The following is a 23,827-nucleotide window of genomic DNA, read 5'->3' as shown; positions in this document are numbered from 1 at the left end:
AGCACGTGTGGCGGTGAACCGCCCGGTCAGGCGCGGTTGAGCACCCAGGTGAGGCCGCTGGCATCCTTCGGGGTCAGGGTCAACGTGTTGCCCCCGCACTGGTAACGACCCTCACCCAGCAGCGGCTGGATGTCGACCACGTCGCCGCTGCGGCTGGCGCCGTCACCGACGTACTCCGAGATCTTGACGTTCTCGAACAGCGTGGCCGGCGTCGGCTCGGTCAGCGCCACGGTGACCCGGGTGTCGCCCCACTGCAACGGCGGCACCGGCGCCCAGTCGCCGGTGGTGCCGCCACCGGTGCCGGTGCTGACCGTGCCGCTGGCCTTGCCGGCGTAGCTGAACGTGCCGGCGATCCTCGCGTCGCCGAGTTGCGCCTTGAAGGTCACCGGCTTCATCGAGCCGAAGTCGACCGTGGTCGAGCCGGTCGGGCCGATCTTGACCAGCACCCCGTCGCCGCCGCTGATGCTGGCGCTGGCCAACGCCCCGCCGGTCTGCCCGGCAGCCGAGGCGGTACGCCAGTCGCCGGTCACGCAGGACGCCACCGGACCACCGGTCGCCGCCGCGGCGGTCGCGCTGCCGGACGGCGCCGCGGTGCTCGTCGCGCCGGACGGGCTCGGTGTGGCCAGGCCGACGGCTCCCCCTTCGGTGCAGCCGCTCACGGCCAGGCCCAGTCCGGCCAGGGTCGCCACCGCCGCTATCGCCGAAGTACGCATTCGTCCTCCTCCAGTTCGTCCGGGGCGGTTACCCGTCGCGCCGATCGCGGCGCTGGATCGGGCATGCGACGCCGATCACGGCGCCACGGGATCCGCCCACCGCTTCTGCTACCCAGAACCGGACATCGACCAAACCGGAAGCCCTACGCTGCCTTGGGGGCCACCACCACCCCCGCGCCCGACCCGTCCCTCGGAAGGCACCCCATGAAGATCGTCGCCGCCGAAGTGTTCGTCACCTGCCCCGGCCGCAACTACGTCACCCTGAAGATCACCACGGACGACGGCCTGGTCGGGTACGGCGATGCCACCCTCAACGGCCGTGAGCTCTCCGTCGCGTCGTACCTGCGGGACCACCTCGTCCCGCTGCTGATCGGACGGGACGCGGCCCGGATCTCCGACACCTGGCAGTACCTGTACCGGGGCGCCTACTGGCGGCGGGGTCCGGTCACGATGACCGCCATCGGTGCCGTCGACGTGGCCCTCTGGGACATCAAGGGCAAGGCCGCCGGTCTGCCGGTCTACCAGCTCCTCGGCGGGGCGGCCCGGGACGGCGTCACCGTCTACGGCCACGCCAGCGGCGCCGGGATCGACGAGGCCGTGGCCGACGTCGCCCGCTTCCTGGCCGCCGGCTACCGGGCGGTCCGGGTCCAGTCCGCGATCCCCGGACTGACCTCGACGTACGGCATCCGGGTCGGCGGCGGGCTGACCTACGAACCGGCCGCGCACGACCGGCCGGCCGAGGACGTCTGGGACACCGCCGCCTACCTCGACTTCGTACCGAAGCTCGTCGCCGCCACCCGTGAACAGCTCGGCTACGGCTTCCACCTGCTGCACGACGTGCACCACCGACTCACCCCGATCGAGGCGGCCCGGCTCGGGAAGTCGCTGGAGCCGTACCGGATGTTCTGGATCGAGGACAGCACCCCGGCCGAGGACCAGTCGGCGTTCCGGCTGATCCGGCAGCACACGGTCACCCCGCTGGCGGTCGGGGAGATCTTCAACACCATCTGGGACTGCAAGGACCTGATCTCCGAGCGGCTGATCGACTACATCCGTACCTCGGTGCCGCACACCGGCGGGATCACCCACACCAAGCGGGTCTTCGACTTCGCCGACACCTACGGCGTGAAGTCCGGGTCACACGGGGCCGGCGACATCTCCCCGATCGGCATCGCCGCCGCCTTGCACCTCGACCTGACCATCCCCAACTTCGGCATCCAGGAGTACATGGACCACCTCGACCCGGCCGGTGAGGTGTTCCACGTCGGCTACCGGTTCGCCGACGGGATGCTGCACCTGGGCGACGAGCCGGGCATCGGCGTCCGGTTCGACGAGGAGGCCGCCGCGCGATACCCGTACACGCCCAGGTACCTGCCGGTGAACCGGCTCACCGACGGCTCGATGCACGACTGGTGAGCCGCCGCCGGGCCGCGCGGGGTCGGCCTCAGAGCCCCGCCGGGTACGTCTCCAGCTCGCCCGGCTCCGCGAAGGCCTGCAACTCGTGTACGGCGGTGGTCTGGTCGCACCAGATGAACGCGTCGTACCTGTCCGCCAACCGGGTCGGTACGTAGTTGCCCCACTGCTCGAACGACGGGTCGTAGACCACCCCGATCGCCCGGTGGTCGGCCGTTTCGTTCAGCCAGTCCGGCCGGTCGCCGTGGGAGAGCACGAGCAGTGCCCGTTCGGGCAGCATGCCGTGCATCCGGTCCTCCAGCGAGCCGGGTCGGGCCGGCGGCACGGTCATGATCTCGGCCGGTGCCCCCCAGCGTGGCGCGGCGACCACCGTCCCCTGGTAGCCGCCGAAGCCGATCAGGGACACCGCGTCGTCCCCGTGCCGCTCCCGGGCCAACTGGCCGATGTTGATCATTCCGGCCTCGGCCATGTCGGTGGCCCGCGCGTCCCCGATGTGGGTGTTGTGCGCCCAGACCACCGCCCGGGTGTCCGGCCCGTACCGCTCCAACAGCCGGTCCAGCGTGTCCGCCATGTGCGTGTCGCGTACGTTCCACGACTGCGGGCCACCGGCCACCATCGCCCGGTAGTAGCGCTCCGCGCCCGCCACCACCTCGGCGTTCTGCCAGGCGGCGAACCGGTCCGCGCCGTCCGAGGCGGCGCGGGCCCGGACGGCGGCCAGCAACCGCACCACCTCGTCCTCGCAACTCGCCGAGACGAACCGGCTGGCCAGCCCGTACTCCTCGACCTGCTGTCCGTACGGTTCGAAGCAGCGGTACGCGGCGCGCGCGGCAGCCAGCGCGTCCGGGTCGTCCTCGCCCAGGTAGTCGAAGATCGCCTGCATCGAGTCCCACAGGCTGTACACGTCGAGCCCGTGGAAGCCGACCCGCTCCGGCTCCGCCCGGTCCAGATTCCAGGCCCGCAGCCACCGGCAGAACCTGGCCACCTCGGCGTTGGCCCACATCCAGGTCGGCCAGCGCTCGAACCGCTCCAACGCGACCTGCGGGTCCGCGTCGCCGTCCGGCGCGCCGGTCACCGACCGGTGCACCCGGTCGCAGTCGGGCCAGTCACCCTCGACCGCGACGAAGTCGAAGCCGTGCTCGGCGATCAGCCGGCGGGTGAACTGCTCCCGCAGCCGGTAGTAGTCGTGCCCGCCGTGGCTCGCCTCACCCAGCATCACCACCCGGGCGCGGCCGACGTGCTCCAGCAACGGATCGAAGTCGCCCGGTCCCCCGAGCCGGTGCACCTGCATGTCCGGGCCTACCCGGACAACGGGGCGACAAACCGGGCGCGGCGGCCCGCCAGTGCCCGCCGGACCGCGCCCAGGGCCGCCCCCAGCACCGTGGCGGCGGCGAGCAGCAGAAGGTAGCCGCCGCTGTGACCGGTGTGCCAGTGCAGTTCGCCGTACCGGTCGAGCAGGAAGCCGGAGAAGCAGAGGAAGCCGAGCAGGGTCACCGCGACGTCCACCCGCGGGTTCGGTACGACCGCCGCGAACCCACCGACCACCACCGCGACCACCAGCAACCGGGCCAGGGGTGCGGACGCCGGGAAGAGCGCGGCGGCCAGGCAGGTCGCGGCGACGACCAGCGCCGCCCCACCGCCGAGGCAGATGCCGAACGGTGCCGGCGGGACCCCGGGACGATCCGTCCGACCACCGCGCTCCGGGTCCATGGCCGCTCCTTCCCGTACCTCGGTTCGCCGCGCCCGGCGACCCCACGGACGAGCAAAGCGTGGGTGTACGCCCTGGTGGCAGCCGCCTGACGGAGCCCATACGCCGGCCGGCAAGATCGCTACGCGGTCCTGACGGCCGGCGCTCCGGCAATGCCTGCCGCACCCCGGCCAGTACCGGTCGCCCGCCTCGGTCAGCGCCGGTCGCCCGGTCCCGTCACCGACGATTGGCCGGCAAGGTCAGCGCCGGTCGCCCGGTCCCGTCACCGACGATTGGCCGGCAAGGTCAGCGCCGGTTGTCCGGTCCCGTCACCGACGATTGGCCGGCTGGAGCAGGCGGAACAGGGCGAGCCACTGCTCCGGCCAGACGTAGCCGACCGGGGTGTCGACGGCCAGCCGGCTGGCCCGGCAGGCGGCATCGAGTCGCGCCCTGGGGTAGTGCCAGCGCAGCGACCCGTACAGCGAGCCGCCTTCGCCACCGAAACCCCGCTCGACCAGCCGCTGGTACGCCGGCAGCAGCGCCGACGCCACCAGCGGGGTGGTACGCCGGTCGAGCCGCAGGATCCCCGCGTCCACCCGGGGCACCGGACGGAACGCCGCCCGGGGCACCCTGCCAGCCAACCGCCACTGGAAGGACGGCCAGGTCAGTACGGTCAGCCGGCTCCACCGGCCGTAGTCACCGGTGCGTTTGCGGGCGTACTCGAGTTGGGTGAGCAGGGTCGCCGAGGTGAGCCGGGGCGCCCGCAGGCACCAGTCGACCATCCCGGAGGTCAACGCCCACGGGATGTTCCCCACCACCGAGAACGGCCGGTCGGGTGCCCGCGCGGCCAGGAAGTCCTCGGCCAGGCAGGTGACGTTCCCCAGCGGGGCGCAGGCGTCGGCCAGCACCGGGACCAGGTACGGGTCGATCTCGTACGCCAGCACCTGGCCACACTGTTCGGCCAGCGCCCGGGTCAGCACCCCCCGTCCGGCGCCGGCCTCGACCACGAGGTCGTCCGGCCCGGGTCGGGCGGTACGCACGATCTGCCGGATCGCCTCGGGATGGTGCAGGAAGTTCTGCGACAGCGCCCGACGGGAGCGGTCGCGTTCGGCCTTCCGCACCGGTCGGTGCGGCTGCTGTGCCTGGTGTGTCTGGAGCGATTTCTTGACGGGTTGGCGAGATGCCACGGCCGGTGTCCTTGTCTGCCGCCGCGGTGCAGGTGCACCGGGCAGCGATCCGGACAGGCACAACACGAATCGGGGCCTGTCCGAGCGGGATCTGGACTCGGGTGGCCCTGGGCGTGCGCGGCGAACGCGGCGCAGCGGAGAAAGATCAGGCGGCGGCGGGCTCGTCCTGGCAGGCCAGGGCGGTACGCCGGACTCGCGGGCGGGACGCCAGGAGCGGGCCCCACGCGGCCGACGTAGCGGCCACGTTGATCAGGGCATGCGTGAACGTGCACATGGCGGCCACGCTAACCAGGGCCGATATCCCCGGCAACCGATTTCCGCCGACGGCTCGACCGGCCGTCCCCCGCAGTAGCGATCTCGCCGGCTCAGCCAGGCAGCCGGACCGTACGGCTCTGCCTGCGGGCCGCCTCGGCGGCGTCGAGTACGGCCACCACCTCGCGGCCGAACCGGACGTCGCACAGGTTGTTCCGAGCCCCCGAGTCGACGTCCTCGACCAACTGGTCCAGGGCCAGCGAGAGCGCCTGTACGGCGGTGCCGTCCCCGCTCGGCACGCGCTCGACGCCGTTCTCGCCGTAGAAGACGAAGTCGAAGGCGCGGGCGGCCGGTGCCGCGTTCAGGGTCAGCGAGAGGGTGCTGGTGGCACCGGTGGCGTGGGCGAGCAGCAGGTGGACGGTGTCCCGGGGGCCGTCCAGCGCCGCCACCTGGGTCACCCGGCCGAGCACCGGCACGATGATCGACAGGGCGTGTGGGCCGATGTCCCAGAGCGCGCCCCGCTCCCGCCGCCAGGGTGACGCGCCGTACGGGTTGCCGGGCTCGAAGATCGAGGCGTACATGGTGGCGCGGGCGCCGTACCAGCCGCCGGCTGCGGCGGTCGCGGTCAGGAAGCCGGCGACGTTCGCGTGGAACCTGTTGGTGAAGAAGACCAGGGACGCCACCCCGGCCCGGGCGGTGGCGCTGACCACCCGTTCGGCGTCGGGCAGGCTCAGCGCCAGCGGCTTGTCCAGCAGCAGGTGCTTGCCGGCGATGGCGGCCTGGACCGCGATGTCGGCCTGGATGTCCGGCGGCAGCGCGACCGCGACCGCATCGGCCGCGTCGATCAGCGCGTCCACGTCGTCGAAGGCGGGTACGCCGTACCGCTGGGCGAGTGCCTCGGTCTTGTCGTGGTCACGGCCCCAGATGCCGGCCAGTTGCGCCTTCGGGTGCGCGGTGAGCGCCGCCGCGTGTGTCTCGGCGGCCCAGTGACCCGTGCCGAACAGCCCGAACCGTAGCAACGCCGGCTCCTCTCCTCGCCCCGCCAGCCGGGTAGCGCCGATGCCCGTCCGTACCCGGCCACCGTGGTTAACCTAGCGCCTCACCAACCCCCCAACACCCCGGGTCGGCCCCACACCGCCGGTTGGGGACGGCCCCTTCCCGTCGTTTCCGGTTGCCCGAGGGGCCTTTGCCGACCGGCGGGGAAGGCGGCGGCTAGCGGCGGAAGAGGCGGCGACGGGCGGTGTGCCGCTGCACGGTCAGCAGGGCCTCGTCCGCCTCGGCCGCAGATTCGGCCGCCTCGTCGACCAGCGCCTCCGCGGCCACCTCGGCAACCCTGGCCGCCTGTTCGGCCCGCCGCAGCCCGGCCGCGGCCCGGTCGTGGGCCCGCCGGGCGGCGCCCTGCTCGATCCGGCAGCGTTCGGCCGCCCGCTCCCGCTCCTCCTGCGCCGGGTCCCAGTCCCCGGACCGGCGGAACACCTCACGTAACTCCTGCACCGAGATGTCCCCACGCCGGTACGCGGAGAGCGCCGCCCGCGACACCGCCCGTTCCCGGTCCTCGTCGTCGGACGCCGCGCCGTCGGTCACCCTGGCCGCCTGCCTGCCGGCGAGCGCCGCCTGCCAGGCCCGGTCGTACGCCTGCTCGACGGTCTCCTGGGCGGTCCAGGCGGCGTCCCTGGCCTGTTCCGCCACCGCTACCTCGGCCCGCGCCAGGACCGCCTGCTCAGCCGCCGCGGCCGCGTCGAGTTGCGCCTGGGCGGCGTGCGCGGCCAGTTCGTCGGCCTCCGCGCGCAGTCGGGCCAGGTCGGGACGCGGGGTACGGGAGTGGTCGGCCAGCACCGCCAGCCCGAGCAGGGCGAGCACGACAAAACCGCCCGCCATCAGCAACGCCCACACACCCGTCGCGCCCACGCCGTTGCTCCCCACGGTCCGTGTCGCCCAACCGGAGCCTTACCCGGAATGCCGCCCGACGCCGATCGGAGCCGGTACGGCCCCACCGGTGCCCAACCGGACCGATGATAGACGCGTGTTGATGGCGTGACCAGCCGTGACGGATGGTCGGTGGGCAGGTCGGAGGGGCCGTGACCGGCTCACTAGGCTGTCGGGCGTGAACGGCTCCCTGGTGACGGTGACGATCGTGCTCTCGCTCGTACTCGCCGGGTGGAGCCTGATCACGACGCTGCGCAACCGGCCGCCGGACCTGACCCACCTGGTCAGCCTGGCGATCGTGGAGGCGAGCCTGCTCGTCCTGGCCGGCCTGGCGCTCGCCGCGTGGGCCGGCGGCGAGCATCCGGGCGAGCCGGGAACCTTCTTCGGCTACCTGGTCACCCTGGTCTGCCTGCCGCCACTGGCCGGGGTGCTGGCCCGGATGGAGCCGACCCGCTGGGGCTCGGTGATCGTGACCGTGGTCTGCCTGGTCATCCCGGTCGTGGTGGTACGGCTCCAGCAGACATGGGAGGTCACCGGTGGCTGAACCGTCGACGGGCACGTCCGAGACCGAGGCATCGACGGCCGGGGAGCCGCCGGCCCGGCGTACGAACTCCGGGCCGGGTCGGGTGCTGATCGCGGTCTACATCCTGTTCGCGATCGCCGCCACCTCCAGGGCCACCCTGCAGATCGCCACCAAGTTCCACGAGGCGCCGGTGGCGTACCTGCTCTCCGCGTTCGCGGCGGTGGTCTACATCGTGGCCACCGTCGGGCTGGCCAGGGGCGGCCCCGGCGGACGCCGTACCGCACTGGTCTGTTGCACGGTGGAACTCGTCGGGGTGCTCGCGGTCGGCGCCACCAGCCTGCTCGACCGGGCGCTGTTCCCGGACGACACGGTCTGGTCCGGCTTCGGCCAGGGGTACGGCTACATCCCGCTGGTGCTGCCGGTGCTCGGCCTGCTCTGGCTGCGCCGTACCCGCGAAGCGGCCTGACCACGGCGGCCCCGGCCTAGTCGCGCGGGCCGCCCGCGACGTAGATCACCTGGCCGGAGACGAAGGATGCGCCCTCGCTGGCCAGGAACGAGATGGTGTGCGCCACGTCCTCCGGGCGACCCACCCGGCGGACCGGGATCTCGGCCGCGCCGAGCCGCTGGAACTCGGCGAAGTCGACCCCGATCCGGGCCGCGGTCGCGGCGGTCATGTCGGTCACGATGAACCCGGGCGCCACCGCGTTCGCGGTGATGCCGAACGGGCCCAGCTCGATCGCCAGGGTCTTGGTGAAGCCCTGCAGGCCGGCCTTTGCCGCGGCGTAGTTCGCCTGGCCCCGGTTGCCCAGGGCGGAGGTGCTGGAGAGGTTGACGATCCGCCCCCAGCGTTGCTCGACCATGTACTTCTGGGTCGCCTGGGTGAACAGGAACGCGCCCCGCAGGTGCACCCCCAGCACGGTGTCCCAGTCCGCGTCGGTCATCTTGAACAGCAGGTTGTCCCGGAGCACCCCGGCATTGTTGACCAGTACGGCGGGCGCGCCGAGTTCGGCGGCGATCCGCTCGACCGCGGCCTGCACCTGTTCCCGGTCGGCCACGTCGGCGCCGACGGCGAGTGCCCGACCGCCGGCCGCGACGATCGACTCCACTGTGGCTCCGGCCGCGGACTCGTCGAGGTCGACCACGGCGACCGCCAGGCCGTCGGCGGCGAGCCGTTGGGCGGTGGCCGCTCCGATGCCTCGGGCGGCACCGGTGACGACGGCGACTCGGGACTGCTCCGACATGTCTACCTCCGGGTAACTTACGCTCGGTCGGAGGAGCTTAACCCCGACGCCGGCAAGTTGGGCGCTCCCGGCGACGCCGCCACTCCCGAGCCAGGCTCACCCCGGCAGGCCCTGGCCGCGGTGCAGCCGGATCCAGCGGTAGCCGTACCCGGCGACCGCCAGCGCGTCGAGTTTGCCAACCGGGGCGTACTCCTGGTCGGCGAGGACGTCACCGGGGAGTTCCGCCTCGGCGTACAGGTCGCCGAGGTCGACCACCGCGTCGGACGTACCGAGGTTGTGCAGGAAGAGCATCGTCCCGGTCGGACCATCGGCCCGGTGTGCCAGCACCCCCGGCGGCATCACCCGGTCGAGGTCCGTACACCGGCCCGAGCCGACCTCCGGAGCCTCCCGCAGCGTACGGATCATCCGCTCGAACCAGGACAGCAGCGAACCCGGGTCGTGCCGCTGCGCGGTCACGTTCACCGTCTCGTAGCCGTACTCGCCACCGGAGATGACCGGGCGGATCAGGGCCTCCGGCGCGGCGGTGGAGAAGCCGGCGTTCGGCTGGAAGGACCACTGCATCGGGGTACGGATCGCGTCCCGGCCGTCCAGCGACAGGTCCTCCCCCATCCCGATCTCCTCGCCGTAGCGGAGGACCGGCGTGCCGCGCAACGAGAACTGCAACGCGTACGCCAGCTCGATCCGCCGCCGGTCGCCGCCGAGCATCGGGGCGAGCCGCCGCCGGATACCCCGGCCGTAGAGGCGCATGCCCTCGTCCGGGCCGAACTGCTCGAACACCTGGTCGCGTTGCTCGGCGGTGAGCCGGGACAGGTCGATCTCGTCGTGGTTACGCAGGAAGGTGGCCCACTGCCCGCCGTACGGCAGTTCGGGGGTGTCCCGCAGCGCCTCGATGATCGGCTCGGGGTCCTGCCGGGCCAGGGCGAGCACCAGGCGCCCGTTGAGCATGAAGTCGAAGAGCATGTGCAGCCGGTTGGCGGAGCCGCCCCGGTCGCCGAAATAGTGCACGAGCTGCGCCGGTTCGACGTTCGCCTCGGCCAGCAGTACGGCGTCGGCCCGCCGCCACTGGGCGTGCTGACGCAGCTCGGTGATGAACTCGAAGTCCTTGGGTGAGTCGGGGTTGCCCGGCTCGGTCAGCTCGATGATGAACGGCACCGCGTCGATCCGGAATCCGGAGACGCCGAGCTGGAGCCAGAACGAGACGATCTTCTTGATCTCCTCGCGGACCGCCGGGTTGGCCATGTTCAGGTCCGGCTGGAACCTGTAGAACCGGTGGTAGTACCAGGCCTTCGCGGTCCGGTCGTAGCTCCACGTCTCGTCCTGCTCGCCGGGGAAGACCATGCCCTGCTTACGGTCCGGCGGCGCCTCGTCCGACCAGACGTACCAGTCCCGGTACGGCGAGTCCGGCGACGACCGGGCCGACTGGAACCAGGGGTGTTCGTCCGAGGTGTGGTTCACCACCAGGTCGATGATCACCCGGATGCCCCGGTTCTGGGCCTGGTGCAGCAGTTCGGCGAAGTCACCAAGGGTGCCGAAGCGCGGGTCGACGTTGTAGAAGTCGGTGGCGTCGTAGCCGTCGTCCTTGTTCGGCGACGGGTGGATCGGGTGCAGCCAGAGGCAGGTGACCCCGAGCCGGGCCAGGTAGTCCAGCCGCCCGATCAGCCCGCGCAGGTCACCGACCCCGTCGCCGTCCGTGTCCGCGTACGTGTCAATGTCGAGGCAGTAGACGACTGCCTCGGAATACCACCGGTCGCCCATGCCCGACTCCCTTATCCGGTACGCCGTAGCGGCAAACGAACCCCTGGTCAGGCCGGCGGGTGTAGAAGTGGATCGAGATGGGTAGGGATTCTCCGACAGGCGCCCGTCCGGCGGGTTGAGGGACGACGGAGGGAGCGGTGTCGATGTTGGTCACCACCGAGGCGGAGCCGACCGAGATGGGCGGGCTGACGGGCTGGGTGGCCTCGGTCATCGACGCGCTGGGCCCGCTCGGCGTCGGCCTGCTGGTCGCCCTGGAGAACATCGTGCCGCCGGTGCCGAGCGAGATCGTGCTCGCGCTCGCGGGTTATCTGGCGGCCGAGGGCGGCGCCAACGTGATCGTGATGGGCATCGCGGCGACCGCTGGCTCGGTGGTCGGCGCGCTCGCGCTCTACTGGGTCGGCGCGGCCCTGGGCGAGGAACGCCTCAGGCACTGGCTGGACCGGATCCCGCTGGTCGACGCGGACGACCTGGACCGGGCCGACCGCTGGTTCGAGCGGTACGGCAACTGGGCGGTGCTGGTCGGTCGGATGGTGCCGGTGGTGCGCAGCCTCGTCTCGGTGCCGGCCGGCGCCAACCACATGCCGATCGGTCGGTTCCTGGCGTTGACCACGCTGGGCAGCGGTATCTGGAACTCGATTTTCGTCGGACTCGGTTTCGCGCTCGGCTCGCGCTGGCAGCAGGTCGACCGGTACAGCACCTGGTTCGACCTGGCGCTGCTCGCCGGGTTCGTACTCGTGGTTTCGTCCTGGGTGGTCAAGCGGTTGCGTCGCCGCCGCTCCCGGCAGCAGGAGGGCCGGGACCACACCGAACGTACGCCGGCCCACTGACCCCGTACGCGGGACAAGCGGCTGATCGCCGTTGATCAGCCACTCGTCCCGCGCGCCCTGGTTGCGGGCCCTGGGTCGGTGCCGGGCCGGCCGTGTGCCGGGGGCTACCGGTCGTCAGTCCTGGGCGGTGATGGAGGTGAACGCCGTCGGTGCGGCCCCGGAGGTCACGGCAGCGTGGCCAGGTGCGGCTTGACCGTACGGGCGAAGTTGTTGCCGTTGGAGACGTCCCAGTTGATCGACCAGGTCATCGCGCCACGGATGCCGGGGTAGGTGCGCGGCGGCACGAAGCTGCCGCAGTTGGTGCCCCGGGCGAGGCAGTTGAGCGCCTGGTTGACCAGTGCCGGTGCGACGATGCCGCCGCCGGCCGCGCCGGGTCCGGCGGGCAGTCCGAGCGCCACCTGGTCCGGCCGGAGTCCGGCCTCGAGTTGCATGCAGGCGAGCGCGGTCATGAAGTTGACCGTCCCCTGGCTGTACGCGAACTGCTGGTCGCAGCCGAGCATCGACCCCGAGTTGTAGAACTGGGTGTGTACGACGGTGAGGATGTCCCGGATGTCCAACGCGAGCTTGAAGTAGCCGACCGTCGGGGACTGCATGTCGATGGTCTGCGGTGCCATCGTGATGATCAGGTTCGCGCCGACCCTGCTCCGCAGGCTGCGCAACGCCTGTGCCATGTACGTCGGGTTGAGCCCGTTCTCCAGGTCGATGTCGACGCCGTCGAAGCCGTACTGCTGGATCAGGTTGAAGACGCTGTTGCTGAAGTTGGTCGCGGAGGTGGCGTCGTTGACCGCCACCCGGCCGGTCTCGCCGCCGACGGACAGGATCACCTTCTTGCCCCGCGAGTGCAGCGTCTGCACGTCGGTGGTGAAGTCGGCGTTGGTGTAGCCGCCGAGCGCGCTGGACAGGCCGGGGTCGATGCCGAAGGTGACCGCGCCGGGGGTGCTGGTGGCCTCGGCGAAGGCGACCGCGACCAGGTCGTACTCGTTCGGTACGTCGCGCAGCCGCAGCTCGACCGCCGGGTTGTCGAAGTTGTGCCAGTAGCCGGTGAGGAAGTGCTTCGGCAGCGGCGAGTTGGGCGGCGGGGTGACCGGCGGGGTCGTGGTGGGTGGTGGCGTGGTCGGCGGGCGGGTGGTGGGCGGGGTGGTCGGTGGCGTGGTGGGCGGAGTCGTCGGCGGGCGCGTGGTCGGTGGCGTGGTCGGCGTGGTGCCGCCGCCGCAGGACGCGCCGTTCAACGTGCAGTTGCCGGGGCTGCCCGGACCGCTGGCCACGAACCCGAACGACGCCGACGCGCCCGGGGCCAGGTTGCCGTTCCAGGATCGGTTGGTGAAGGTGAAGCGCTGGCCGGACGAGGTCATCAGCGCGTCCCAGAAGGTCCCGACGCTGGTGCCGGCGGGCAGGTCGAAGGCCAGGCTCCAGGACGGGATGGCGGTCGTGCCGCCGTTGGTGATGGTGTACTTCCCCTCCCAGCCGGAGCCCCAATCGGAGGTTTTCACGAAGGTCGCGGTCGGGCCGGCGGCGAACGCCGGCATCGCCACCCAGACCGCCCCGAACGCCGCCACCAGCGACGCGACAAGGGACAGGAGCACAGTTCTGGAGCGCTTCACGCAGTCCTCCACGTCATCAAGCCATCGGCACCCATCAACAGTTGGCCAATTATTAAGACTCTTAACTGTTTCTGTCCAGACCCCACCCTCGGATAGCGTCGATCTTGCAGTTGTGGTGGCACACAAAAGGCACCAAAGGCGTATTACGGCAACCACAACTGCAAGATCGACGGGAGAATGGGCGGCGGGGTGGGTCAGTGGCGGAAGGTTAGCCAGTTGACGTTGGCGAAGTCGGTGGGGTGGGTGCTGGTGAAGGTCAGGTAGACGGTGTGGCGGCCGGTGGTGGGGGTGATGTTGCCGGGGACCGAGCGCCAGCTCTGCCAGCCGCCGGTGTTGGCCAGGGCGAAGCTGCCGATCGGCGGGTTGGTCGGGCTGTCCAGGCGTACCTCGACCAGGCCGCTCACCCCACCGGCGGCACCGGAGGCGACCCGGGCCACGAAGTCGCGCGCCGGGGTGGCGCCGAAGTCGATGTTGTCGTACCGGGCCCAGTCACCCGAGGCCAGGTGGCTCAGGTTCTGCCCACCCTCGCTGCATGCCTCGACCTGTACGCCGTTCTGCCCGTTGTACGCCTCGGCCTGGATCGTCGAGTACGCGCTGCCGCCACCACCCGAAGGCGGGGTGGTCGGCGGGGTGGTCGGCTGGGTGCCACCGCCCCGGCTCCACACCGCGACGTAGTCGACCAGCATCGGCCGACCCGAGACGGTGGCCGCGGTTGGCGTGGTCGCACCGGCCACCCCGTTCGGGAACGAGCCTCCCATCGCGACGTTGAGCAGCAGGAAGTAGCCGGCGTGGCTGGTCATGTTGTTCCAGTACGGCTGGCCGACCTGGTTCTGGGTGACGGTGTGGAACTGCTGGCCGTCGACGTACCAGCGCAACTGCTGCGGGTTGGCGCCGCTGTCCCACTCGAAGCGGTACGTGTGGAACGCCGACTGGCAGGTGCTGCCGGGGCAGGCCCGGTTGGTGCCGATGCCGTTGAACTCGTTGCACGGCCCGCCCGGCGCGACGCCGCAGTGCAGTACGCCCCAGACCGAGTTGATCCCGTTGACGTTCTCCATCACGTCGAACTCGCCGATGCCCGGCCAGTTCTGGTAGTTGCCCCGGTACGGCGCACCGAGCGCCCAGAACGCCGGCCAGTAGCCGGCCGCCGCGGCACCGGTCACGTTCGGCATCTGGATTCGGCCTTCGATGGCGAGCACACCACCGGCCGGCGGCTTGAAGTTGGTGCGTACGGTCTCGATCCGGGACGAGGTCCACTGGCCGTTGGCAGCGCGGATGGGGGTTATCCGCAGGTTGCCGCCGCCGTCGTGGCTGACGTTGGCGGTGCTGTTGGTGTAGGTCTGGATCTCGCCGGTGCCCCAGTTGGCGGGCCCGCCCGGGTAGCTGGTGCCGGTGTCGATGATCCAGTTGCCGGCCGACGGCAGGGTGTTGGCGGCGCCGTTGAAGTCGTCGCTCCACACCAGACTCCAGCCGGGCGGGGTCGGCGGTACGGCTGCGCGGGCGGTCACCGAGACCGTGCTCACCACGGTGACGATCGTGGTGAGCACGGCCAGCAGCAGGAGGCTGCGGCGTCTCGGTGTGATTCCGGCCGGAGCCGGGACGGTGCTGGTCATGATGTTGGCCTCTCTACGGGACGGATGAGAGAGCGCTCTCTCCCCGGTTGTACGTCCCGGACCCACTCATGTCAACGTTTGTCGATGTCTAGGTGGTCGCCACCTGGGCCGGCGGCCGGCGCAGCACCGCCCGTTCGAGTGCCGTCCAGGCGGTGGTGGTGACCAGGTAGAGCACCGCCGCCAGCGGCAACACCAGCGCGGCCAGCACCGTTCCGTACGGCAGCAGCGGCAACAACCGGGTCAGCACGGCCGCGCCGGGCAGTTCCGCGGCAGCCGGCTGCTGGTTGGCCGCGGCCACCGCGGCGTCCCGACGCATCCGCCGGGACGTCCACCACGCCAGGACCAGCAACAACACCAGGAGTACGCCGAACAGCGGCCCCGCCGCACCACCCAGCCCGTCCGCGACGTGGTGCCCGAGCGGCACCCCGGCCAGCCGCTCGGCGAGCATCCCCGGACCCCCGTCGTCCGGGCCGGCGTTGGTGAAAAGGTGGTACATGACCACGAAGAACGGCACCTGCAGCAGCCCTGGCAGGCAACCGGCGACCGGGCTCGCCCCGGCCTCCCGGTGCAGCGTGACCAGCTCTTGCTGCAACCGGGCCCGGTCCTTGCCGTGGCGCCGCTGGAGTTCGCGGATCTGCGGGGCGAGTTCGGCCCGGCGCCGCTCGCCGCGTACCTGGGCCCAGGTCAGTGGCGCGATCAACAGCCGTACGGCGATGGTGAAGAGCACGACGGCGGCGGCGGTCGCGGCGGTGCCGGCCAGTGGCGCGACCGCCGTGGCGAGTGCGTCGACGATGGTGGCGGCGACGCCGACGGCGCCGTCGAGTGGTGCGAAGGCGAGCATGGTGAACCCCTCGGTCCGATTCCGGGAAGGCGGCGCACCGGTGCGTGTGGTCAGCACCGGGTACGGAGCCTGGAGACAACGTCCGATGTGGACGGTGAAGGACGGAACCGGCCGCGTGGCGGCGGGGAGGTGAAGCCGCTACGCGGCCGAGAGGAGCACCGTCGGTGCTCGGGGACGAGGCCGACCGGCCGCGTCCGGGTCGAGCTGGCGGGGAACGCGCGCCCGGCGCGCCCGGTCCCGGATGGTCAGCCCTCGGGCTACCGCACCGGCCGTCCCGTGTGGCCCGCTGACCAGGTGCAGGGCGATCGCGACCGCCAGTAGCGTGGCCATCGCCACCGCACCGGCGAGCAGATCGGACGGGCGGGTAGCCATCGTGGCGACGTGCGCCAGGGCGTACGCCCACCAGCTCACGACGACCATCAACGACTCCGGCACCGGCCCAGTGTAGCCACCCGCGCCACCGGACCGGGCTCGTCCCGCGACGGTTCCTTTGGTCCGGCTTAACAATCGGGCTCGATGGTTGAGCGACGGCTCAGAGGCTGGCTAGGGTGCGGCTGGGCGCTGGCTGCCGGACGCCCGCCCGACCCCCCGGATCGACGAAGAGGTGCGCCCAGAATGGCCGAGCGGGAACAGCCGGGCCTGGCGGAGCGCGACGGCCGGGCGGCCAGCGTGAGCGCGGCCACCGGAGAGTCCCGGCACCGGGCACCATCACGACGGGAAACCGGCGCCGAACGCCGAGGGGCGCCCAACCGGCTGGCCCCGGTGCTCGGCACGATGGCCCGCGCCGCCCGAGCCGGCGAACCGGCCCTGTTCAACCTGCTGCGCAACCGCCGCCAGGTGGTCATCGGGCTCGGCGCCGCCGCGGTCGCCACCGGCGCGGTCGGCTCGGCTGCCGCCGTACTCGGTGGGGGTGGTGGGATCGCCGCGGCCGTGAGCGACCAGGCGACCTCGACCCGGTCGCCCCGGGACGCGGGCTCCTTCGCCGACCGCGACGCCAGCTACAGCCAGTCGCTCGGCGAGTCGATCAACTTCGGCGCCTCCGGGCTGGCCGAAACCCCGGCCAAGGCCGCCGAGGCGGCTCTGAAGGCAACCCCGGTCTTCCCCAATCCACTCAGCCGCGACCCGGTGCTGCACCTGCTGCGCCGGGCCACCTTCGGACCGACCCGGACCGAGGCGGACGCGGTCCGCGCCGTCGGCATCGACGCCTGGATCGACCGGCAGCTCGAACCGGGCAAGGTCGAGGACCCGATCGGCGACCAGGTGCTCGCCTCGTTCCCCACCGTAGGCATGACGACCGCGCAGATCAGGCGCGCGGTCAAGGAGTTCGACTGGGCCGCCCAGTACGAGCTGGGCCACGCCACCCTGGCCCGCCAGTTCTGGAGCAGCCGCCAGCTCTTCGAGGTGATGGTCGACTTCTGGTCCAACCACCTGAACGTGACCAACCCGTTCGACGGCGGCTGGGACGTACGCACCTCGTTCGACAGCCAGGTGATCCGCAAACACGCGCTCGGCAAGTTCTCCGACATGCTCGCCGCCAGCGCCCGCAACCCGGCGATGCTGCGTTACCTCAACAACAACGAGTCGCACCGCAGGTCGGTCAACGAGAACTACGGCCGGGAGTTGCTGGAGCTGCACACGGTCGGGATCGACGGTGGCTACACCGAATCCGACGTACGCAACAGCGCGTACATCATGACGGGCCGGACCGTGACGAACGAGGGCGAGTTCCGGTACGAGAACGACCGGCACTGGATCGACCCGGTCAAGGTGCTCGGCTTCACCGACAAGAACCCGTCCCGGCCCAAGGGACTCGCACTCGGCGACCGCTACCTGCAATATCTGGCCACCCACGAGGCGACGGCGAAGAACATCGCCCGGAAGTTGGCGGTCCGGTTCGTCGCCGACACCCCGCCGCACCACCTGGTGCAGCGGCTGGCCGAGGCGTACCTGGCCAACGGGACCGCGATCGCCCCGGTGCTGCGAGTCCTGTTCCGCTCCCAGGAGTTCTGGATCTCCACCGGGCTCAAGGCACGCCGTCCGCTGGAGAACTTCGTCGCCACCGCCCGCTCGCTCGGCGTGGCACCCGGGGCGGACACCCGGACCGGAATCGAGGGGCTCTACCGGCTGACCCAGCGCTTCGGGCAGCCGCCGCTGGGTTGGGTGCCACCCAACGGCTACCCCGACGTCTCGGCGGCGTGGCGTTCGGCGCACGCCACCCTGGCCATCTGGAACAGCCACCGGGCGCTGGTGCAGGGCGCGCAGAAGGGTTTGTCGTACCCGAAGCCGGAGGGGCTGGTGGGCAAACGGCCGCCCACCACCGGCCAGTACCTGGACGCCCTCGCCGCCCGGTTGCTGCAACAGCCACTCAGCGCCAAGGACAAGCAGGCGATGCTGACCTTCCTCGGCTCGAAGGAGGGTACGGCGGTCAAGAACGCCACCCTGGGCGGCAAGATCGAACACCTGGCCCCGCTGTTCCTCGACTCGATCTACCACGCGCTGCGCTGAGGAGAGACCATGACGCAGGACAACTCTCCCGGTACGCGTGACGACGCCGCGCCGCGCCCGCGTACGGCCGAGGAGTTGCGCCGGCACGGGCCGAACCTGCCCGAGGCGGCGATCCGGGTGCACGCCGAGGCGGTCACCGAGGAACTGACCGAGCAACGCGACCGCTGGCGGCACGGCTTCACCCGGCGTCGGGTGATGGCCGGCGCGGGTGCGGTCGGCGTGGCCAGCCTCGCCGGACAGATCGCCACCACCCGGGTCGCCTTCGGTGCGCCGGCCACCACCAACCGCACGCTGGTGGTGGTCTTCCTGCGCGGCGGCATGGACGGCCTCTCCGTGGTGGTGCCGCGCGGTGACCGGAACTACCTCAACGCCCGCCGCAACATCGCGGTGCAGCCGGGCGCCCTGATCGCCGGGGACGACCGGTTCGGCCTGCACCCGGCGCTCGCCCCGCTGGAGCCGTTCTGGAAGTCGGGCAAGATGGCCGCCGTCCACGCGGTCGCCTCGCCGGACGCCAGTCGCAGCCACTTCCAGGCGCAGGACTGCCTGGAACGCGGGGCCGCCTCGACCGGCGTACACACCGGCTGGCTCGACCGGGTGCTGACCGCGCTCGGTCCGGGCACCACCTTCCGGGCCATCGCCGAGGGCGCGGCGCTGCCCCGCTCGTTGGTCGGTGGCGAGAACAAGCTGGTGCTCCAGGGCATCCGCGAGTTCGACCTGCAGGGCTTCAGCGGCGTACGGGCAAGCACGCTGACCGCGCTGAAGGCGCTCTACACCGGCCTGGACGACCACCCGCTGGCAACCCAGGCCACCGAGACCCTGGCGTCGATCGCAGCCGCCCGCAAGATCGCCAGCAAGGACTACAAGTCGACGGCGCAGTGGCCGGGCGGTGGCTTCGCCGACCAGCTACGAGACGTGGCCCGGCTGATCAAGGCGAAGGTGGGACTTCGGGTGGCCGCGGTCGACATCGGCGGCTGGGACATGCACACCAACATCGGCGGCCCGGACGGCGGCGACATGCGCAACCGGTTGAACGAGTTGGCGGGCGCACTCGGCGCCTTCGCCACCGACCTCGGGCCGGCGCTGGACGACGTCTCCGTGGTCACCATGAGTGAGTTCGGCCGCCGGGTCGAGGCGAACGGCAGCTCCGGCACCGACCACGGGCACGGCGGCCTGATGCTGATGCTCGGTGGCGGGATGAACGGCGGCAAGGTGCACGGCCGCTGGCCCGGGCTCGCCGCCTCGGCGTTGGACCAGGGCGACCTGGCCGGCGCCAACGACTACCGCGACGTACTCACCGAGTTGCTCAAGGCACGGATGGGCGTGGCCGACCCGAAGACCATCTTCCCCGGCCTCAAGCCCCGGGAGATCGGCGTCTTCCGCTAGCCCGCGACCGGGCCTAGCAGCTTACGTCCGGTTAGAGCGTTTCGCAGCTCCGGCCGCTCCTCCCGCGCCCCGATCGTGCCGCGGCAGCGGCTGGTCGGGTACAGAGTGCGTGGCGCCACGCCGATTCGGCGTTTCCCGGAACGACCGCGCTGGGTAACGACGTCGGTAGGCGCCGATCTCGGCGCGACGGCAACCGATGGACGGCGGGTGGTGGCGATGGCCGGCAGCGTGGCGATGGCCCAAGGCGCGACGATTCCCCAGGGCACGGCAAACCAGGGCACGACGAGTTCCCAGGGCACGACGAGTTCCCAGGGCACCGCACCCCAGGCAACCGGACCTGCCGGGCCTGCCGGGACGGCGGGACTGCGTACGGTCGGGGTCGAGGAGGAGTTCCTGCTCGTCGACCCCGATACCGGGCAGGGCGTACCTGCGGTGGACCGGGTGTTCGAGCACGTGCCGGACGACCTGCGGGGTCAGGTGCAGCACGAGTTCCAGACCAGCCAGATCGAGATCGGCAGCCCGCCGGGACTGGAACTGGGCGCGCTGCGGCACTCGCTCGGGCTGCTCCGCGCGGGGCTGGCCGACGCGGCCGAGGCAGCCGGCGTACGGCTGCTGGCGGTTGGCGCCGGGCTGGTCGACGGACCGGTACCACCGGTGGTCGACAACCCCCGGTTCCATCGGATGGTGGAGCAGTTCGGTCCGCTCGTCGACGGTCCCGGCAACAACGGCATGCACGTGCACGTCGGCATCCCCGACCCCGAAACCGGGGTGCAGGTGCTCAACCACCTGCGGCCATGGCTGCCGATCCTGCACGCGGTGACCACCAACTCGCCGTTCCAGAACGGGCAGGACACCGGGTACGCGAGTTGGCGTTCGATGCTCTGGGAGCGCTGGCCGTCGGTCGCGCCGACCCCCTGGCTGGAGTCGCACGCGCACTACCAGTGGCTGGTGGACCAGCTCGTCGCGACCGGCATGCTGCTCGACGAGGGGATGGTCTACTGGTACGCCCGCCTCTCCGCCCACTACCCGACGGTGGAGATCCGGATCGGTGACGTCTGCCCGAGCCTGGACGACACGATCCTGGTCGCGGGGCTGGTACGAGCGCTGGTCGGCACCGCGCTGACCGATGTCGAGCAGGGCCGCGAGCCGGTACGGATCGATCATCACCTGCTCACGGCCGCGCACTGGCGGGCGGCGCACGACGGGCTGGACGGGCTCGCCGTCGACCCGGTACGCGGCGGCACCATGCCGGCCTGGCAACTCCTCGACAGGCTGGTCGAGAAGGTAACCCCGGAACTTGAGCGGCACGGTGACCTGCCGGAGATCTCCGACCTGCTGGACCGGCTGCGCAAGGACGGCACCGGCGCGACCCGGCAGCGGGCGGCGTACGCGCGCCGGGGTGAACTCTCCGACGTTGTTGCCGACCTTGCGCGGCAGACCCGCGGCGACGACTCACAGCAGTGACAATGAGTCATGGCTGACCGACTGATCGTGATCGGCGGGGACGCGGCCGGAATGTCCGCCGCGTCCCAGGCACGGCGTCGCCGGGACCGGGACGATTTGGAGATCATCGCGTTCGAGCGGGGACACTTCACGTCGTACTCGGCCTGCGGCATCCCGTACTGGATCAGCGGGCTGGTCGACTACGAAGAGTTGATCACCCGCGACCCGGAGACGCATCGCAAGGACCACCAGATCGACGTCCGGATCCGGCACGAGGTCACCAAGATCGACCTGGAGCGCCGCGAGGTGGTCGCCCGGGACCTGGAAAACGGCGGGCGCGAGGTCCGGGAGGGCTTCGACGACCTGGTGTACGCGGCCGGCGCGGTACCGACCGTCCCCCACTGGGCGCGTACCGAGGCGGGCGGGGTGTTCGGGGTGCAGACCCTGGACGACGGCAAGGCGCTGCGCCACTGGCTGGACGGAGACCCGAAACCGAAGCGGGCGGTGGTGATCGGCGGCGGCTACATCGGCGTCGAGATGGCCGAGGCGATGATCGAACGCGGGCTCTCGGTGATCCTGGTCGAGCGGGGCGAGCAGCCGATGTCGACCGTCGACCCGGACATGGGCCGGCTGGTCCGCGACGCCCTGGTGGGGCTCGGCATCGACGTGCGTACCGGGGTCGACATCACCGGGCTCACCACCGAACAGGGCCGGGTCACCGGCGTACGGACCGACGACACCACGATCCCGGCGGACGTGGTCGTGCTCGGCACCGGCGTACGGCCGAACGTCCGGCTCGCCGCCGAGGCTGGCCTGCCGATAGGCCCGACCGGTGCCATCCGTACCGACCTGCGGATGCGGGTCATTGGCGTACCCGGGGTCTGGGCGGCGGGAGACTGCGTCGAGACGCTGCACAAGACGACCGGCCAACCGGTCTACATCCCGCTCGGCACCCACGCCAACAAGCAGGGCCGGGTGGCCGGCATCAACATCGGCGGCGGGTACGCCACCTTCCTCGGCGTGGTGGGCACGGCCGTGACCAGGGTGTGTGACCTGGAGGTCGCCCGGACCGGCCTGCTGGAGCCGGAGGCGCGGATCGCCGGGTTCGAGTTCATCACGGTCACCGTGGAGTCGACCAACACCGCCGGCTACTTCCCCGACGCCGCCCCGATGACGGTCAAGCTGATCGCCGAGCGGGGCACCGGCCGGCTGCTCGGCGCGCAGATCGTCGGCCGGTCCCAGTCGGCGAAACGGATCGACACGCTGGCCGTGGCGCTGTGGAACAAGATGACGGTGGACGAGATGTCGATGCTCGACCTCGGCTACGCGCCGCCGTACTCCCCGGTCTGGGATCCCGTGCTGGTCGCGGCCCGCAAGGCGGTCGACAAGCTGCACCCCCTGCGCTGAGTTTGTCGGTCCCCGTCTCTACGGTGTGGTCGGTCGATGCGCCCGGTGCCCCGCCGGCGCCAGTCACGCCACCCCCGGAGGTAACGGCCGATGCCGCAGGAGACGACGTATCTCGAGCTGTCCGAGACCGACGGCGCCTCGCACAAGTTCTACGAGGTGACCGTCGACGGACCGGACCTGACCATCCGGTACGGCCGGATCGGTGACACCGGGCAGGTCAAGCGGAGCAGTTTCGCCAGCGCCGAGCGGGCCCGGGTGGAGGCGTCCCGCAAGGTCGGCGAGAAGGTACGCAAGGGTTACGCCCCGGCCGTGCCGGGCCAGCGACAGAAGCGCAGCGTTTCGCGTCGCCAGATCGCCAGTGTCCGGTCCACCGCTCGGCGGGCCCCGGTGCTGTGGCGTTACGACTCCGGCGCACCGGCGTTCGGCATCTTCGTCGACCGGTACGGCTGTCTGGTCGGCAACGAGCACGGGGTGATCACCGCGTTGAACCACGACGCCGAGGTGGTGCAGCAGTACCGGTTGCCGGACGGGGTGAAGTGCATCGTCGCCGACGACGACTGGCGCTACGCCGGCTGCGACGACGGCAACGTCTACGACATCTCCGGCAAGGTGCCCCGGTTGGCGTACCGGATCGCCGACGACATCGACATCTACTGGCTGGACATCCACGACGGCGTGCTCGGTGTCTCCGATTCCGGCGGCGGGATCGCCAGCATCGACCACGAGGACGAATTCCTCTGGCGGCGGCAGGGCAACGGCTCGGCCGGTTGGATGGTGCGCTGCGACGCGGATGCCGTACATCACGGGCATTCGCGCGGGGTGACCAGCTACGACTGGCGTACCGGCCGCGAGGTGTGGCACCAGCCCACTGGCGCGGTGCTGTTCGGCTGGCAGGAGCCCGGCACCCTCTACGCCGGTACGGCCACCAGTCAGGTGGTGCGGCTGAGCAAGGACGGCCGCTCGGAGCGGACGTACCGCTGCGACGCCCCGGTCTACTCCTGCGCCACCTCGGCCGACGGCGAGTTCGTCTTCGCCGGGGACAGCCACTCGTCGATCTACTGCTTCGACGCCGCGGGCAACCGGCTGTGGAAGCTCGGCACCGGCTGCGGGTCGGCCTACTCGATGCAGTACCACGAGCAGCGGCTCTACCTGGTCACCACGAGCGGGGCGCTGGCCTGCGTCGACGCCAGCGAGTCGGCGATCCGGGCGGCCGAGCAGGGCAGCGTGCCGGACGTGGTGGACGTGAAGGCGCCGCCCCGGATGCCGGCGGTGCCGGTGTCGACCACGGTCGAGGTGACCCACGACGCGGGCGACGGGGTGCTGGTGGAGTGCGTCGAGGAGGGCGGGCGGCTGCGGGTCCACGTACTCTCGCCGGGTTTCCGGCGGGACTGGTTGGTGCAGTTCCCGAAGGGCATCCGGGAGCCGCGGGCGCGCTATCTGGTCCCGGAGGTCCGGGAGTCGGGCCGTGGCGGCTTCTACCGGGCGTACGGCGACATCCGCCGCCTGAGCGAGTAGC

At 71.4% G+C, this 23,827-nt stretch carries 22 protein-coding genes; 9 read left to right on the top strand and 13 right to left on the bottom strand.

The genetic code is table 11. From position 1 onward, the window contains the following. Positions 1 to 26: 26 nt before the first annotated feature. Positions 27 to 713, bottom strand: a complete 687-nt coding sequence (locus tag AB0J90_RS07665) for a hypothetical protein (RefSeq protein ID WP_363593257.1) — start codon at positions 711 to 713, stop codon at positions 27 to 29. A gap of 204 nt (positions 714 to 917) precedes the next feature. Here AB0J90_RS07665 and manD point away from each other — a divergent pair, with 204 nt between their 5' ends. Further along, a complete protein-coding gene (manD, locus tag AB0J90_RS07660) occupies positions 918 to 2,129 on the top strand; it encodes a D-mannonate dehydratase ManD (protein ID WP_363593254.1) in 1,212 nt (403 codons plus the stop codon). Between the two features lie 28 nt (positions 2,130 to 2,157). Here manD and AB0J90_RS07655 read toward each other — a convergent pair whose 3' ends face one another. The 6 genes from AB0J90_RS07655 to AB0J90_RS07630 form a co-directional block, all read right to left on the bottom strand. Further along, positions 2,158 to 3,414, bottom strand: a complete 1,257-nt coding sequence (locus AB0J90_RS07655; protein WP_363593252.1) for an erythromycin esterase family protein — start codon at positions 3,412 to 3,414, stop codon at positions 2,158 to 2,160. Between the two features lie 8 nt (positions 3,415 to 3,422). Then, entirely contained in the window at positions 3,423 to 3,833 is a 411-nt protein-coding gene (locus AB0J90_RS07650; RefSeq protein WP_363593250.1) for a hypothetical protein, read from the bottom strand. A 306-nt stretch (positions 3,834 to 4,139) separates the two neighbouring features. Then, on the bottom strand, positions 4,140 to 4,931 hold the full coding sequence (gene erm / locus AB0J90_RS07645; RefSeq protein WP_363593668.1) for an ErmE/ErmH/ErmO/ErmR family 23S rRNA (adenine(2058)-N(6))-methyltransferase: 792 nt from the start codon (positions 4,929 to 4,931) through the stop codon (positions 4,140 to 4,142). A gap of 211 nt (positions 4,932 to 5,142) precedes the next feature. After that, positions 5,143 to 5,271, bottom strand: a complete 129-nt coding sequence (locus AB0J90_RS07640; RefSeq protein WP_363593248.1) for a hypothetical protein — start codon at positions 5,269 to 5,271, stop codon at positions 5,143 to 5,145. A gap of 91 nt (positions 5,272 to 5,362) precedes the next feature. Then, positions 5,363 to 6,268: a Gfo/Idh/MocA family oxidoreductase gene (locus AB0J90_RS07635; protein WP_363593246.1), complete on the bottom strand. Its 906-nt coding sequence runs from the start codon at positions 6,266 to 6,268 to the stop codon at positions 5,363 to 5,365. A gap of 193 nt (positions 6,269 to 6,461) precedes the next feature. Further along, positions 6,462 to 7,157 (bottom strand): hypothetical protein, encoded by a 696-nt coding sequence (locus AB0J90_RS07630; RefSeq protein WP_363593244.1) that lies wholly within the window; start codon positions 7,155 to 7,157, stop codon positions 6,462 to 6,464. A 187-nt stretch (positions 7,158 to 7,344) separates the two neighbouring features. Between AB0J90_RS07630 and AB0J90_RS07625 the strand changes: the two genes are divergently transcribed. Beyond that, positions 7,345 to 7,719, top strand: a complete 375-nt coding sequence (locus AB0J90_RS07625; protein ID WP_363593665.1) for a hypothetical protein — start codon at positions 7,345 to 7,347, stop codon at positions 7,717 to 7,719. A gap of 82 nt (positions 7,720 to 7,801) precedes the next feature. Next, complete coding sequence (locus AB0J90_RS07620) at positions 7,802 to 8,164, top strand: hypothetical protein (RefSeq protein WP_363593663.1); 363 nt, start codon at positions 7,802 to 7,804, stop codon at positions 8,162 to 8,164. Positions 8,165 to 8,180: 16 nt separating this feature from the next. Here the strand turns inward: AB0J90_RS07620 and fabG are convergent, their stop codons facing one another. Beyond that, positions 8,181 to 8,939, bottom strand: coding sequence for a 3-oxoacyl-ACP reductase FabG (gene fabG, locus AB0J90_RS07615; protein WP_363593242.1), 759 nt, complete (start codon positions 8,937 to 8,939; stop codon positions 8,181 to 8,183). Between the two features lie 96 nt (positions 8,940 to 9,035). Continuing rightward, the gene (locus tag AB0J90_RS07610; protein WP_363593240.1) at positions 9,036 to 10,694 is read right to left on the bottom strand and encodes an alpha-amylase family protein; all 1,659 of its coding nucleotides are present in this window, start codon (positions 10,692 to 10,694) and stop codon (positions 9,036 to 9,038) included. A 143-nt stretch (positions 10,695 to 10,837) separates the two neighbouring features. On the opposite strand from AB0J90_RS07610, the gene AB0J90_RS07605 reads away from it, so the two are divergent. Next, on the top strand, positions 10,838 to 11,521 hold the full coding sequence (locus AB0J90_RS07605; RefSeq protein WP_363593238.1) for a DedA family protein: 684 nt from the start codon (positions 10,838 to 10,840) through the stop codon (positions 11,519 to 11,521). Positions 11,522 to 11,685: 164 nt separating this feature from the next. On the opposite strand, the gene AB0J90_RS07600 is transcribed toward AB0J90_RS07605, so the two are convergent. The 4 genes from AB0J90_RS07600 to AB0J90_RS07585 all read right to left on the bottom strand — a co-directional run bounded on the left by AB0J90_RS07600 (position 11,686) and on the right by AB0J90_RS07585 (position 16,008). Further along, on the bottom strand, positions 11,686 to 13,122 hold the full coding sequence (locus tag AB0J90_RS07600; RefSeq protein ID WP_363593236.1) for a cellulose binding domain-containing protein: 1,437 nt from the start codon (positions 13,120 to 13,122) through the stop codon (positions 11,686 to 11,688). Between the two features lie 194 nt (positions 13,123 to 13,316). Continuing rightward, entirely contained in the window at positions 13,317 to 14,732 is a 1,416-nt protein-coding gene (locus tag AB0J90_RS07595; protein ID WP_363593234.1) for a carbohydrate-binding protein, read from the bottom strand. Positions 14,733 to 14,820: 88 nt separating this feature from the next. Next, positions 14,821 to 15,573, bottom strand: a complete 753-nt coding sequence (locus tag AB0J90_RS07590) for a membrane protein insertase YidC (protein ID WP_363593232.1) — start codon at positions 15,571 to 15,573, stop codon at positions 14,821 to 14,823. Between the two features lie 138 nt (positions 15,574 to 15,711). Beyond that, positions 15,712 to 16,008, bottom strand: a complete 297-nt coding sequence (locus AB0J90_RS07585) for a DUF6412 domain-containing protein (RefSeq protein WP_363593230.1) — start codon at positions 16,006 to 16,008, stop codon at positions 15,712 to 15,714. A gap of 180 nt (positions 16,009 to 16,188) precedes the next feature. Between AB0J90_RS07585 and AB0J90_RS07580 the strand changes: the two genes are divergently transcribed. The 5 genes from AB0J90_RS07580 to AB0J90_RS07560 all read left to right on the top strand — a co-directional run bounded on the left by AB0J90_RS07580 (position 16,189) and on the right by AB0J90_RS07560 (position 23,826). Further along, complete coding sequence (locus AB0J90_RS07580) at positions 16,189 to 18,078, top strand: DUF1800 domain-containing protein (RefSeq protein WP_363593228.1); 1,890 nt, start codon at positions 16,189 to 16,191, stop codon at positions 18,076 to 18,078. A 9-nt stretch (positions 18,079 to 18,087) separates the two neighbouring features. Next, on the top strand, positions 18,088 to 19,461 hold the full coding sequence (locus tag AB0J90_RS07575) for a DUF1501 domain-containing protein (RefSeq protein WP_363593226.1): 1,374 nt from the start codon (positions 18,088 to 18,090) through the stop codon (positions 19,459 to 19,461). 216 nt (positions 19,462 to 19,677) lie between these two features. Next, positions 19,678 to 20,925: a glutamate--cysteine ligase gene (locus tag AB0J90_RS07570; protein WP_363593224.1), complete on the top strand. Its 1,248-nt coding sequence runs from the start codon at positions 19,678 to 19,680 to the stop codon at positions 20,923 to 20,925. Between the two features lie 9 nt (positions 20,926 to 20,934). After that, positions 20,935 to 22,311 (top strand): FAD-dependent oxidoreductase, encoded by a 1,377-nt coding sequence (locus tag AB0J90_RS07565; RefSeq protein ID WP_363593222.1) that lies wholly within the window; start codon positions 20,935 to 20,937, stop codon positions 22,309 to 22,311. A 90-nt stretch (positions 22,312 to 22,401) separates the two neighbouring features. Continuing rightward, entirely contained in the window at positions 22,402 to 23,826 is a 1,425-nt protein-coding gene (locus tag AB0J90_RS07560) for a WGR domain-containing protein (protein WP_363593220.1), read from the top strand. Position 23,827 lies beyond the last annotated feature (1 nt).

The sequence above is a fragment of the Micromonospora sp. NPDC049523 genome (genome assembly GCF_040676775.1).
Classification (GTDB): Bacteria; Actinomycetota; Actinomycetes; order Mycobacteriales; family Micromonosporaceae; genus Micromonospora_G.
The sequence above is the reverse complement of the archived record's forward strand: the minus strand, read 5'-3'. Positions and strand labels throughout refer to the sequence as shown.